The following is a 12,810-nucleotide window of genomic DNA, read 5'->3' on the forward strand; positions in this document are numbered from 1 at the left end:
ATAGGGAGGCGGCAATGTCTTTCGATATCGTTCTGACGCAATCCGCGCAGGAGATCGCCGAGAGAAGCGGTGTTCTCCCCGCTCTCGAAGAACGGACGCGGGGCGAAATCGCAGAACTACCCGGCGAAGGGCTCGAAGAACTCGAGCGACGCCTGTTCCATGCTTTCGCGCTCGATGACGGAACGGCGGTGATCTGCTCGTTGACGGCCGACGGCGCCGTGCGGATCGATGCCTGCGAGGCCGAGGCGGCGTGATCTTTCTCGCGGAACCGTGAAGGGCAGGCCCGGATTGCTCCTCCCGCTTGGAGTGCCTCACGAAACGCGCGCCATCGGCCGTCTTGCGACGGTTCGGGGCGAACGGATCGCGCGCGGCACAGCCCCACGCCTATCGAGGAGGAGACATGTCCCAGGAGACCGTCGGCGTCGAAGCCGACTTCACGAGCCGTGAAGCGGCCCACGCCGCCAAGGACCGCCTCGTGCGGGCGGGGTTCGCTCGCAACAGCATCGATATCGACCGTGAGGGCGACATCTACATCGTCCACCTGCCGACGCGGGAGGCGAACCGGCAACGGGCCGCGCGCATCCTACGGGGCCGCGCCGTGATCGAAAGTGCCAAGAGCACCGGATGGGCCGCCGCCGACACGCTCGGCAGCAACCGCCTGCTCACCCTCGGCCTCGCAGCGCTGGTGGGCTTTGCGATCTACGGGATGACCAACCGGCGCTGACCCGCGCTGAGAGACTCTCCGCGGGACCGTCGATGGGTTCGGCGGGGAGCCTATCGCGTCTCGAAGAAGCGGTTGCCGGGCCGTTCCAAGCCAAGATGGTCGCGCAGGGTCGTTCCCTCGTATTCCGTCCTGAACAGGCCGCGCCGCTGGAGTTCGGGCACGACCTCCGCGCAGAAGTCGTCGAGCCCTTCCGGCACGAAGGGGAACATGACGTTGAAGCCGTCGCAGGCTTGCGCCCCCAGCCATTCCCCCATTCGGTCGGCGATCTGCTCCGGCGTACCGATAAAGGTGAGCCCGCCATAGCCGCCGACGCGGCGGGCGAGTTCGCGCACGCTCGCCCCCGTTCGGCGGGCATAGTCCACGATCTGCGCCTGCCCGCTCTTGCTGGCATTCGATTCCGGGATTTCGGGGAGCGGCGCATCGAGATCGAAGCCGCTGACATCCGTGCCGAGACGAACCGAGAGGTTGGCGAGCCCGCTCTCGACCGGTACCAGCGCGTCGAGCCGCGCCTTCTTCTCCCTCGCCTCCGCCTCCGTGCCGCCGACCACGACGAAGGCGCCGGGCAGGATCTTGAGGGCGTCGCGGGACCGGCCGGCCGCCGCCATCCGGCCTTTCACGTCGGCGTAGAATGTCTGGCCCGCCTCGAGCGACGAGGCGGAGCCGAACACCATTTCGGCGGTCTCCGCCGCGATCTGGCGCCCGGCCTCGGAGGCGCCGGCCTGCACGATCACCGGCCAGCCCTGCACCGGCCGCGCGACGTTGAGCGGCCCCTTCACCTTCAGGAATTCGCCCTGATGATTCAGGGTGCGGAGTTTTTCGGGATCGAAGAACAGCCCCTGCTCGACATCGCGGATGAAGGCGTCGTCGGCCCAGGAATCCCACAGCCCGGTGACGACTTCGAAAAACTCGCGGGCGCGGGCATAGCGGGTGGCGTGGTCGAGATGCGCGTCGCGGCCGAAGTTCAGCGCCTCGTCCGGGTTGCCGGAGGTGACGAGGTTCCAGCCGGCGCGTCCCTTCGAGATATGATCGAGCGAGGCGAACTTGCGGGCCACATGGTAGGGCTCGTTGTAGGTGGTGGAGGCGGTGGCGATCAGCCCGATCCGCTCGGTCACCATGGCCAGCGCCGGCAGCAGCGTCAGCGGGTCGAACGAGGTGACGGTGGCCGAGCGCTTCAGCGCCTCCATCGGCATGTTCATCACCGCCAGATGGTCGGCCATGAAGAAGGCGTCGAACTTGGCCGCCTCCAGGGTGCGGGCGAAGCGCACGAGGTGGTCGAGGTTGAAGTTCGCGTCCGGAAAGCCGCCGGGATAGCGCCACCACGCGGTGTGGATGCCGATCGGGCGCATGAATGCGCCGAGATGAAGTTGTTTTCGAGGTTCGCTCAACGGGGTCCTCCAGCCGCATCAATCCTTCGGTGCCGCCGATATGGTGCGCCGCCTCGGTCCGGCATCACCACTCATGAGCGCCGGCCGTGAGGATGCCACCGCCCGAGAGCATCGTCCTGGATACCTGATCCAGGACGATGCTCTAGGCTCTTGTTTTTGCATCATCTTTTTTCCGAAAGCCGGCAACCGCCTTTCGGGACGATGCTCTAGGATTGCACGCACCGCCTCCGTAAGGTTCGGGCCGAACGGCAGATACGAGGGAGGCGAGCATGGCTGGAGCGAACGTCACGCAGGATGTGCCCTATCGCGCCGTCAACGGCTGGGTGGCGCTCTTCATCGCCATCCCCTGCCTCGTGCTGGCGGCCCTGACCTTCCTCGGCGGCGGCGTGCTGGTGCTCGGCCGCGGCAGCATCGGCCCCGCATTCCTGCTGGTCTCGGTGGTGGTGCTCGTGATCGGGATCGTGCTGCTGGCCGGGCTCATCACCCTCAAGCCGCGGCAAGCCGCGGTGCTGACCCTGTTCGGGCGCTATCACGGCACCATCGCCCGCGACGGCTTCTGGTGGCGCAACCCGCTGACCGCGGTGGCCAAGGTTTCGCTCGCGACCGAGGCGCAGGAGACCAAGATCATCACGGTCAACGACCTGATGGGCAACCCGATCACCATCGCGGCCGCTGCGATCTGGCGGGTGCAGGATGCCGCGCGCGCCACCTTCGACGTCGGCAGCTACCACGACTTCGTCTCGCTGCAGGCGGAAGCGGCCCTGCGCAACATCGCCTCGACCCGGCCCTACGACCACGAGGAGGCGGAAAATGTCGGCGACGAGGCGGGCGATGCCAAGCGCCGGCTCGCGGAGAAGGCCACCCGCGTCGCCTCGCTCCGGGCCGACCGCGACGCGATCCATGCCGACCTGATCACGGAACTGGGCCAGCGCGTCGCGGTGGCGGGCGTGGTGGTGGAGGACGTGCGGATCACCCATCTCGCCTACGCGCCGGAGATCGCGGGTGCGATGCTCAAGCGCCAGCAGGCCGGCGCCATCATCGCGGCCCGCCGCCAGATCGTTGAGGGCGCGGTCGCCATCGTGCGCGACACGATCCGCCGCCTGGAACAGCCGGAGGACGGCCATGCCGGCATCCTCTTCGACGATCAGGGCCGCGCCAGCATGGCGCAGAACATGCTCATCATGATCGTGGGCGATCGCGAGGCGACGCCGGTGGTGAGCGTGGGGACGAAGCCGTAAGGCCGCTACGGACCGATCCGGCGCCTGAGATTGAGCGCATCGGCGAATCGGGCCTGCTGTTCAAGTATCTCCAAAATGAGAATTTGTAAAACTCATTCGCGTGAGGGGTGAGATGCCCCGGATCGGCATTTCACCTTCACCAGACCTGTCGTTAGTGCAGATGCCCCGGTCCCCGCAGCAGGCGGCGACCTTGCTCGGAGGAATCGGCAGGATGGGGCAGGACGGCGCAATCCTTCGTCATTTCAGGCACGACGCGATCCGGCTGCTCCGGCCGGTCTGGCCGCTGGTGAGCGTGGCGACAGCGCTCGGGGCGGTCGGCGGCCTCGCCACCGCAGCGGCTCTGGCCAAGATCAACGAGGCCTTCCACGGCGAGGGCGCGCTCGCCGACGGCGTCTTTCTGACGTTTGCCGGCTTCGCGGCCCTGAGCATTCTCGGCACCTTTGCGGCCAGCCTCGGCAACACCTACGCGGGCGGGCGCATCCAGGCGGCGCTCAGCCGCGACCTCACTGACAAGATCCTGACTGCGCCGATCGAGCGGATCGAGCGAGTCGGCAAGCACAAGCTGCTCGCCTCGCTCCAGGGCGACGTGACCACCATCTTCTCGGCCATCGCGTTCCTCTCGCCGATCGTGGTCGCGAGCGGGACGCTGATCGGCTGCGGGGCCTACATGATCCTTCTGTCACCCGCCCTCTCCGCGGTGACGGCAGCGGTCCTGATCCTCGAGAGCCTCGGCGCGAACGCCCTGCGCCGGAACATGCTCCGGTCCTTCGAGGAGGTCCGCAAGAACCGCGAGGCGAGCCAGAAGCACTATCTCACCCTCACCGAGGCCGCGAAGGAGCTGCGCATCGGCCGCGAACGCCGGCTCCACCTCCGCGATGTCGCGCTCAAGGCCTGCATCGAGCAGGGGCGCCACCTGATGACGCGGATCGCCGTCATCCAGCAATCGCTGTCGATGCTGAGCCAATCGAGCAATTTCCTGCTCTTCGCCGGCCTCATCACCTACAAGGTTCTGGCCGGCATCAGCGGCGCCGAACTCTCCGGCTTCGTGCTCGTGCTGCTCTACATCCAGGGACCGATCTCGCAGCTCATTCATTTCGTACCGGTGATGGGCGAGGCACAGATCGCTTATAGGCGCATCGCCGAGTTCGCGGCGGAGGGGACGGAGGCGGAGCCGAACCTGCTTTCCGCGCAAGCACCCGCAACGGCCCGCCGCATCCGGGAGATCGCCCTGCGCGGCGTGAGCCACGGCTTCCCGGCGGCCGGCGACAAGGCCCCCTTCACCCTCGGCCCGCTCGACCTGACGATCCGGGCCGGCGAGATCCTGTTCATCGTCGGCGAGAACGGCTCGGGCAAGACGACGCTGATCAAGCTGCTTCTCGGCCTCTACCCGCCACAAGCGGGAGAGATCCTGCTCGACGGCGTGCCGGTGACGGCGCAGACGCGCGACGCCTACCGCCAGCACTTCTCGGCGATCTTCTTCGACTACCACCTGTTCGACGACTTGATCCCCGCAGACGGCGCCGACCCTGATGCCGCCCGGCCCCTGCTGGAACGGCTCGATCTGGCCCACAAGGTCGGCATCAGCGAGGGACGCTTCTCCACCACCGATCTCTCGACCGGCCAGCGCAAGCGCCTCGCCCTGGTCCAGACCGTTCTCGAAGGACGCCCGGTCCTCGTGCTGGACGAGTGGGCCGCGGAACAGGATCCGACCTTCCGGCGCCGCTTCTACGAGGAGCTTCTGCCGGATCTGCGAAGCGGCGGCCGAACCCTCATCGTCATCAGCCACGACGACCGCTACTTCGGTGCCGCCGACCGGGTGCTGCACTTGGCGGAAGGGCGGATCGTGGCGATCACGGAGAGGGCGATGGCCGAACCGGCCTGATCCGGCCGCTTCGCGGTGCGGGCGCTTGGCCGAATCCGGAGCTCGCATGACGGTGCATTTTCAGCGTACACAGATTGCGTACACTGACGATCCTGAGGTAGCGCGATGAGCGAAGCGAAGCCGGGTGACGCACCGGAACCGCAGCGGCTCGGAGTGCGAGAGTTCCGGGGCAACATGGCCGGCTTTCTGCGCCAGGTTCGGGAGGGACGCTCGTTCCTCATCATGTCCCGCGACGAAGTCCTCGCCGAGCTTCGGCCGCCCGCAGCCCCACCCCGTCGCGCACGCCGGCCGGGTGCGCTCCGCGGCAAGATCCGCATGGCCCCCGACTTCGACGTTCTCCCGCCCGATCTTCTCGCGGCGATGGAGGGGGAGGTTGAGTAGGACAGCGGGAAGCATTACTTCATCGTTTCTAGATAATATTACCTTTATATTTTTATTTTGATATAATAACGTTTTATTACAATGCATTAGATGATAAATTTAGATGTCATTTAGATTTACTTTGATAGGATCAGCGGCGGTTACTGGCTATTGCACTTGCCGGTTGATAGGGGCAACGGCACTTCCCACAATAGGCTTTGCGCCCAACAGTGTCACAAACACAACCCCAATCATCGCCGCGCCCAAAGAATAGAACAGCAAGAGCCTGCGACTTGAATTGATCCGAAAACCCATGAAACTTACATTGCTACTTACTGCCGATATTGAATTGCCAAGCCCAATACCAGGAATTTCATCTTTAAATCTGCTCTCTATTTCTGCAGCATGGGCAACTGCGCCCTTCAAAAATATATGATACCAATAGTAATCCATAAAGAAAAATGCAAGCCAAGCAAAAGCAGCCGCAACTACAAATCCAACTCCAGCAGCGGCCTTGAGGCCCAATATTTCAACTTGTAGCCCTTGCTGATATGTAAATCCCACAGCTGCAATCAAAGCGCCCACAACCGTTATGGCGAAGTTTCGAGTGCGCATAGACAGGTCATTGAAATGTTGCTGGACATCGACAGTTTTTTTCCAGGCTTCTAGGGCATTTTTTTGATCTTGCTCCTTTTTCTCATCCGCCTTCTTATCGTCAAACTCAACAAAATTGCAGAAATTGAATATTTCCGAGAAACTACTTTCTAGCGTCGCGCTTGGTGTGAAATTATGGCCTCTTTCAATGATTTCTTTTTCACGTTTCACATCGCTCTCAGTCCAATGCGATACTTTCCTGAGCAATTCGTATTCGGGCTTTCTCTGGCTCTCACCATACTTGGCATGAATATCGAATACACTGATGTCCCGCGCCATCGCGACATCTTTAAAAAGACTGTCGCCTACGTATGCGCAGCGCTTAGTCGCCGCACCTACCGTCTGAATTATGTCAAGCAAAACACGCGGATTAGGCTTCAACTCACCAGGTGGCGTATGCCGAAGCTCGGTCACTTGAAGCTCATAAAATTCGTCAGGTAAGCTGCGCAGTTTTTCTACGCTAATACCCGAAGGCGTTTCGTGGTCTTGTGGGCAAAAAAGGACGTCAATCACACCATCAAGACCGAATCTTTTCAATCTGTATGCACTATAAAATCCCATAGACTCAGTATAAGCTATTATTTTGGTTCCTCTATTTTTTATGTTCCACAAGCTCCGAAAGACTTCGGGGTAGAGACGCATGTTTGCGTCGCGGCCCCTTTTTGAGGCGAGAAGTGCTGCATCTAACGAGTTTCTAAAATCCTGAGAATCGATAATTGGAGCAATGCATTCGAATTCATTTACAAGAAACGTGTATTCTGAGGTGCATCTTGCTTGATGAATGCGTCGAATATCTGCCTCGACACGTTCTGCGGGAAGAGATGTTGAACTTAAAAGCAGCTGATAGATTGGGTTGAACGAGGCATGCCAAACAGCAAACCAATCAAAAAGAGTATTGTCCAAATCAACAATGAGAGTATCGACATCGATCTTTGACATGTCTAAAGACTCCTCAGAGACCGAAATCAGATATCCAGCTCCGTCCCGTCCGCGAACGCCGCCCGCTCGGTGATGAAGGCAAAGCGCGCCTCGGGCTTGTTGCCCATCAGGCGCTCCACCGTGTCACCCGTCGATTCCCGCGCCTCGTCGAGGATCGCGACGCGCAGCAGCGTGCGCTTCTTCGGGTCCATCGTCGTTTCCTTCAACTGCGCCGGCATCATCTCGCCGAGGCCCTTGAAGCGGCCGATCTCGACCTTGCCGTTCTTGAACACGGTCTTGATGATCCGCTCCTTGTCCGCGTCGTCGCGGGCATAAGCCGATTTCGCGCCCTGGCTGATCCGGTAGAGCGGTGGGATCGCGAGGTAGAGGTGCCCCTTGTCGATGAGCTTGGGCATCTGCCGGTAGAAGAAGGTGATGAGGAGCGAGGCGATGTGGGCGCCGTCCACGTCCGCGTCGGTCATGATGATGACCCGGTCGTAGCGGAGGTCCGCCTCGCGGAAGTTCGCGCCTGTGCCGCAGCCGAGCGCCAGCGTCAGGTCCGAGATGAGCTGGTTGGCGCCGAGCTTGTCGCGGCTGGCCGAGGCCACGTTCAGGATCTTTCCCCGAAGCGGCAGCACCGCTTGCGTCGCGCGGTCGCGAGCCTGCTTGGCGGAACCGCCGGCCGAGTCGCCCTCGACGATGAAGATCTCGGAGCCCACGGTGCCGGCGGCCGAGCAATCGGCGAGCTTGCCGGGCAGGCGCAGCTTGCGGGTGGCGCTCTTGCGGGCGACCTCCTTTTCCTGGCGGCGGCGCAGGCGCTCCTCCGCCCGGTCGATCACCCAATCGAGCAGCTTGTTGGCCTGGGCGGGCGAAGCCGCGAGCCAATGGTCGAAGGCATCGCGCACCGCCGTCTCGACGATGCGGGACGCCTCCACCGTGGCGAGCTTGTCCTTGGTCTGACCCTGGAATTCCGGCTCGCGGATGAAGACCGAAAGCATCGAGGCGCAGGTCGCCATCACGTCGTCGGTGGTCACCGCCGTCATGCGCTTGGCCTGGTTCACGCGCTCGGCATGCTCGCGCAGAGCGCGCAGCAGCGCGACGCGCAGGCCCGCCTCGTGGGTACCACCCTCCGGCGTCGGGATCGTGTTGCAGTAGGAATGCGAGACACCGTCATCGGCGACCGTCCAGGCGACCGCCCATTCGAGCGAACCGTGCGAGCCGGGTTTCGTGATCTTCCCCGAGAAGATGGAATCGAGGACGAGCTCCTTCCCCTCGATATCGCGGGCGAGATAGTCCGAGAGCCCGCCGGGGAAGCGGTGCACGGCCTCCGCCGGCACATCCTCCAGCCCTTCGAGCAGGGCCGGGGCGCAGCGCCAGCGGATCTCGACGCCGCCGAACAGGTAGGCCTTGGAGCGGGCCATCTTGAACAGGCGGCGCGGGTCGAACCGCAGAGAGCCGAAGATCTGCGCGTCGGGATGGAAGCGCACCCGCGTGCCGCGCCGGTTCTGCACCCGCCCGACCGTCTCCAAGCTTCCCTGCGCATGGCCGCGGGAAAAGCACTGCCGGTAGAGGGTCTGGTTGCGGGCAACCTCCACCTCCAGCACGTCCGACAGCGCGTTGACGACGGAAATGCCGACGCCGTGCAGGCCGCCGGAGGTCTCGTAGACCTTCGAATCGAACTTACCGCCCGCATGCAGCGTGGTCATGATGACCTCGAGCGCGGACTTGCCCGGGAATTTCGGGTGCGGATCGACCGGAATGCCCCGGCCGTTATCGGTGACGACGAGAGAGCCCGACGCTTCCAGTTCCACCTCGATGAAGCTCGCGTGGCCCGCGACCGCCTCGTCCATGGAGTTGTCGATCACCTCGGCGAAGAGGTGGTGCAGCGCCCGCTCGTCGGTGCCGCCGATATACATGCCCGGCCGGCGCCGCACCGGCTCCAGCCCCTCCAGCACCTCGATCGTCGAGGCATCGTAACCCGCCTCCGCCGTTTCCGGCACGGGCGCCGGCGACGGTGCCACGGGGGTGAGACGGCGGCGGCGCTCGGCCTCCGCGGCGGGAGGCTTGGCACCGGGCCCGAACAGGTCGCGTGCCGGATCGCTCACGCGACGGCTCCTCGAATCGGGTCGGAGACGGGCTGCATGGCTCTTCATACCCTCACTGTATCGGAACAAACAGGAAACAAAAAGCGTCCTGTCCGCTTCCGCCGGTCGCAGTACCACGATGGCCCGCCGCGTTCGAAGCCCGACGGTCCTGCCAAGCCCGGCGCGTTGTCATCACACTGATGCGGGCGGATGGTTAAGACGGTCTCACGAAGCCTGTGGCGGGCGGCAATCCTGCGGCTGAAACAAGGCAGCGAAACGTTAAGGGGGCGCGGCCCAGGATGGCGGTGGGAACAGAAGACGGTTTCCGGACGTTAACGCAACACGGTCAGCTTGACCGCGAGGGAGCCATGCCGATGACCCCCGCCGCCGCCCAAGCGCGTCACCTCTCCCTCATGCGCCTCGAACAGGCCGCAGGCCAAGCCTTCGGCTACGCCGACGAGCCCGAGCCGACCGCCTCCCGCTCGGTGATGCTGCTCTCGTCATCGGGCTTTGCCATCGCCACCGTGGCGACGGCTCTCGCGGCCACCATCACCTATCTCGTCTGATCCTGCCGCGAACGCAGCGGCGATCACGCCGCCGCGGGCAAGGCGCAGAGGCGGATGTCCTGCGCCAGCGCATCGACCCGCTCCGGCTCTGAATCCCAGGCGAACATGAAGCGGGACGCCCCGCCGATGAAGCCGTAGAACTGCCAACCGCGGGCGCGCAGCGCCTCTTGGACGGGCACGGACAGGTTCAGGAACACGCCGTTGGCGTCCACCGGTGCCGCGAGCGAGATGCCCGGCACGTCGGCGATTCCCCGCACCAGCCGTCGGGCACATTCATTGGCGTGGCGGGCGTTGTCGAGCCACGCCCCACTCTCCAGCATGCCGACCCAGGGCGCCGAGAGATAGCGCATCTTCGAGGCGAGTTGGCCTGCCTGCTTGCAGCGATAGTCGAAATCCTCTGCGAGTCTTCGGTCGAAGAAGATCACCGCCTCGCCCACCGCCATGCCGTTCTTGGTCCCGCCGAAGCAGAGCACATCGACGCCGGCCTTCCAGGTCAGCTCGGCCGGGGTCGCGTCGAGCGAGGCGCAGGCATTGGCAAAGCGCGCGCCGTCCATGTGCAGGCGCAGGCCCGAGGCGCGGCAGACAGCCGAGATGGCTGCGATCTCGTCGAGGCTGTAGACCCGCCCCGTCTCCGTGGCTTGGGTCAGCGTCACCGCCCGTGGCTTCGGGAAATGGATATCGCTGCGCTTGCCCGAAATCGTCCGCACGATCTCGGGCGTCAGCTTCCCGTCATCGGTCGCGGCGGTGAGCAGCTTCGAGCCGTTGGAGAAGAATTCCGGCGCACCGCATTCGTCGGTCTCGATATGCGCCGAGTCCGCGCAGATCACGCTGTGATAGGATTGGCAGAGCGAGGCCAGCGCAAGCGAGTTGGCGGCGGTGCCGTTGAAGACGAAGAAAACCTCGCAATCGGTCTCGAACAGCCGCCGGAAGCCGTCGGCCGCGGCCTGCGTCCAGGAATCGGCGCCGTAGGCGGGGGCGTGGCCGGCATTGGCCGCCTGCATCGCGGCGAGGGCCTCCGGGCAGATCCCGGCATAGTTGTCGCTGGCGAATTGCTGGTCGGCCACGGCACGCTCCCGCTTCGTATCGGCGTAAAAAGAAGGCCGGGCGGTGAGGGACCCGCCCGGCCTCATGACACTCATGTCGATCCACGGGCGGGTTTTTGCACCCCTCCCAATCGATGGGCAGCGTTTCAGCCGCTCGAATGTCAGGCCGCGGCGAGCGACATCGACATCGATTCCTTCTTCATCAACTCGCGGTAGAATCCGTCGAGATGGGTCAGCTTCTCCGGCGAGCCGTCCTGTACGATGCGCCCGCCCTCCAGAACGACGATCCGGTCGAAGTCCTTCAGCGTCGAGAGGCGGTGCGCGATGGCGATCACCGTGCGGCCCTTCATCAGGTTGGCGAGCGCGGCGCGGATCGCCTCCTCGGACTCGGCATCGAGCGCCGAGGTCGCCTCGTCGAGCAGCAGGATCGGCGAATCCTTCAGGATGGCGCGGGCGATGGCGATGCGCTGGCGCTGGCCGCCGGAGAGCTTCACGCCGCGGTCGCCGACGATGGTGTCGAAGCCTTCCGGCAGCGACTGGATGAAGTCGGTGCAGTGGGCGGCTTCCGCCGCTTTCCAGACCTCCTCGTCGGTCGCGTCGGGCCGGCCGTAGCGAATGTTCTCGCGCAAGGAGCGGTGGAACATCGATACGTCCTGCGGCACGACCGTGATCGCCTCGCGCAAGCTCTCCTGCGTGACGCGGTTGATGTCCTGTCCGTTGATGAGGATGCGTCCGCCCTGCACCTCGTAGAAGCGCTGGATCAGCGAGAACAGGGTCGACTTGCCGCCGCCCGACTTGCCGACCAGCCCCACCGTCTGACCGGCCGGAATCAGCAGGTCGAAATCGGAGAAGACGGTGCGCCCGTCGGGATAGCTGAAGGCGACGTGGTCGAAATGCATCTCGGCGCCGGTCTGGCCGATGAGTCTCTCAGCTTCCGGATGATCGACCAGCTCATGCGGCTGGAGCAGCGTGTGCAGCGCCTCCGACAGGCGGGCGGTGTGCTGGGTCGCGTCCACCAGCGCGACGGCAAGGTCGCGCGTGGCGGCGAGGATGCGGATGCCCAATGTGCAGACGAGGACGACCTGACCGGTGGTGGCCTGACCGGCCTCCCACATCTTGATCGACCAGTAGAGCAGGCCGAGGATCGAGATCACGGTGAGGATGGCGTGGGTGATGCGCAGCTTCTCAAGGTAGAGGAGCGAGGAGCGGCGCGCCCGCATCTCGGAGCCGATGGTGCCGTCGAAGCGCACGAACTCGCGGTTGAACGCGGAGAAGGCGCGCACCAGCGGCATGTTGCCGACGAGATCGACCATCTCGCCATCGACGCTCGCGGCCTTGGCGGCGAAGTCGTGGTGCAGCGGCTTGCCGGCGGAGGCCATCTTGAACATCAGCAGCACGACCGCGGCGAAGATGCCGGCGAGCACGAGCGCCATCGTGAGGTTCACGGTGCCGATGTAGATGATCGAGAGCACGGCCGCGACGCAGGGCGGCATCACGTTGAACGTGAACATGTTCTCGACGGTGAAGATCGCGTTCGACGTCGCGGTGATGCGCGAGGCCAACGTACCGGGCTGGCGGTCGGCGAAGAAGGACGGGGCATGGCCCGTCATGTGGCGGAAGAGATCCCGGCGGATGTCGCCGGTCACGCCGACGAAGGTGAAGGCCCCGACCAAGGCCGCGACGCGCCAGAGCAGGTTGTCGGCGGCGATGAAGCCGATCAGCACCGCCAAAGCCGTCCAGACCTGCCCTGCGCTCGGCCCCTTCCCGAGGGCATCGACCACGCCCTTCAGTGCGTAATCGGTCGAGACCGAGAACGACACCGCACCGAGCACGGAGAAGAGAATTACGAGATGCGGGACGATCCGGCGCCTGAGATAGCGCCCGACGAAGGCCCCCGGTCTGTTGGCGTATTGGCAGAGATCTTCCATCGCGATCGTCAGTCCCGATTCGATCAGA

11 protein-coding genes are annotated in these 12,810 nt (G+C 64.3%); 6 read left to right on the forward strand and 5 right to left on the reverse strand.

Annotated features, from left to right (window positions below; all coding sequences use genetic code 11):
* The first annotated feature begins 14 nt into the window (after positions 1-14).
* Positions 15-254, forward strand: coding sequence for a hypothetical protein (locus Y590_RS14645; RefSeq protein WP_060770502.1), 240 nt, complete (start codon positions 15-17; stop codon positions 252-254).
* Between the two features lie 146 nt (positions 255-400).
* Complete coding sequence (locus tag Y590_RS14650) at positions 401-724, forward strand: hypothetical protein (RefSeq protein ID WP_060770503.1); 324 nt, start codon at positions 401-403, stop codon at positions 722-724.
* A gap of 50 nt (positions 725-774) precedes the next feature.
* Here Y590_RS14650 and Y590_RS14655 read toward each other — a convergent pair whose 3' ends face one another.
* Positions 775-2,070 carry an LLM class flavin-dependent oxidoreductase gene (locus tag Y590_RS14655; RefSeq protein ID WP_502689460.1) on the reverse strand — a complete coding sequence of 432 codons (1,296 nt, stop codon included), beginning with the start codon at positions 2,068-2,070 and terminating at the stop codon, positions 775-777.
* Positions 2,071-2,378: 308 nt separating this feature from the next.
* Here Y590_RS14655 and Y590_RS14660 point away from each other — a divergent pair, with 308 nt between their 5' ends.
* The 3 genes from Y590_RS14660 (at position 2,379) to Y590_RS14670 (ending at position 5,610) form a co-directional block, all read left to right on the forward strand.
* Positions 2,379-3,347 carry an SPFH domain-containing protein gene (locus tag Y590_RS14660; RefSeq protein WP_060770505.1) on the forward strand — a complete coding sequence of 323 codons (969 nt, stop codon included), beginning with the start codon at positions 2,379-2,381 and terminating at the stop codon, positions 3,345-3,347.
* Positions 3,348-3,558: 211 nt separating this feature from the next.
* Entirely contained in the window at positions 3,559-5,229 is a 1,671-nt protein-coding gene (locus Y590_RS14665) for a cyclic peptide export ABC transporter (protein ID WP_060770506.1), read from the forward strand.
* Between the two features lie 105 nt (positions 5,230-5,334).
* Positions 5,335-5,610 carry a hypothetical protein gene (locus Y590_RS14670; protein WP_060770507.1) on the forward strand — a complete coding sequence of 92 codons (276 nt, stop codon included), beginning with the start codon at positions 5,335-5,337 and terminating at the stop codon, positions 5,608-5,610.
* A gap of 147 nt (positions 5,611-5,757) precedes the next feature.
* On the opposite strand, the gene Y590_RS26475 is transcribed toward Y590_RS14670, so the two are convergent.
* Together Y590_RS26475 and parE are read right to left on the reverse strand one after the other, a co-directional pair.
* Complete coding sequence (locus Y590_RS26475; protein WP_144439979.1) at positions 5,758-7,182, reverse strand: HAD family hydrolase; 1,425 nt, start codon at positions 7,180-7,182, stop codon at positions 5,758-5,760.
* Positions 7,183-7,208: 26 nt separating this feature from the next.
* On the reverse strand, positions 7,209-9,266 hold the full coding sequence (gene parE / locus Y590_RS14680; protein WP_060770509.1) for a DNA topoisomerase IV subunit B: 2,058 nt from the start codon (positions 9,264-9,266) through the stop codon (positions 7,209-7,211).
* 347 nt (positions 9,267-9,613) lie between these two features.
* On the opposite strand from parE, the gene Y590_RS14685 reads away from it, so the two are divergent.
* On the forward strand, positions 9,614-9,811 hold the full coding sequence (locus tag Y590_RS14685) for a hypothetical protein (protein WP_286161751.1): 198 nt from the start codon (positions 9,614-9,616) through the stop codon (positions 9,809-9,811).
* Positions 9,812-9,834: 23 nt separating this feature from the next.
* Here the strand turns inward: Y590_RS14685 and Y590_RS14690 are convergent, their stop codons facing one another.
* Together Y590_RS14690 and Y590_RS14695 are read right to left on the reverse strand one after the other, a co-directional pair.
* A complete protein-coding gene (locus Y590_RS14690) occupies positions 9,835-10,875 on the reverse strand; it encodes a threonine aldolase family protein (RefSeq protein WP_060770510.1) in 1,041 nt (346 codons plus the stop codon).
* 140 nt (positions 10,876-11,015) lie between these two features.
* A complete protein-coding gene (locus Y590_RS14695; protein WP_060770511.1) occupies positions 11,016-12,782 on the reverse strand; it encodes an ABC transporter ATP-binding protein in 1,767 nt (588 codons plus the stop codon).
* Positions 12,783-12,810 lie beyond the last annotated feature (28 nt).

Source organism: Methylobacterium sp. AMS5, assembly GCF_001542815.1.
Classification (GTDB): domain Bacteria; phylum Pseudomonadota; class Alphaproteobacteria; order Rhizobiales; family Beijerinckiaceae; genus Methylobacterium.

Bases quoted from the DNA above. Each gene is read 5' to 3' on its own strand.
- Y590_RS14645 (WP_060770502.1), top strand. From the start codon at position 15: ATGTCTTTCGATATCGTTCTGACGCAATCCGCGCAGGAGATCGCCGAG.
- Y590_RS14650 (WP_060770503.1), top strand. From the start codon at position 401: ATGTCCCAGGAGACCGTCGGCGTCGAAGCCGACTTCACGAGCCGTGAA.
- Y590_RS14655 (WP_502689460.1), bottom strand. From the start codon at position 2,070: ATGCGCCCGATCGGCATCCACACCGCGTGGTGGCGCTATCCCGGCGGC.
- Y590_RS14660 (WP_060770505.1), top strand. From the start codon at position 2,379: ATGGCTGGAGCGAACGTCACGCAGGATGTGCCCTATCGCGCCGTCAAC.
- Y590_RS14665 (WP_060770506.1), top strand. From the start codon at position 3,559: ATGGGGCAGGACGGCGCAATCCTTCGTCATTTCAGGCACGACGCGATC.
- Y590_RS14670 (WP_060770507.1), top strand. From the start codon at position 5,335: ATGAGCGAAGCGAAGCCGGGTGACGCACCGGAACCGCAGCGGCTCGGA.
- Y590_RS26475 (WP_144439979.1), bottom strand. From the start codon at position 7,182: ATGTCAAAGATCGATGTCGATACTCTCATTGTTGATTTGGACAATACT.
- Y590_RS14685 (WP_286161751.1), top strand. From the start codon at position 9,614: ATGCCGATGACCCCCGCCGCCGCCCAAGCGCGTCACCTCTCCCTCATG.
- Y590_RS14695 (WP_060770511.1), bottom strand. From the start codon at position 12,782: ATGGAAGATCTCTGCCAATACGCCAACAGACCGGGGGCCTTCGTCGGG.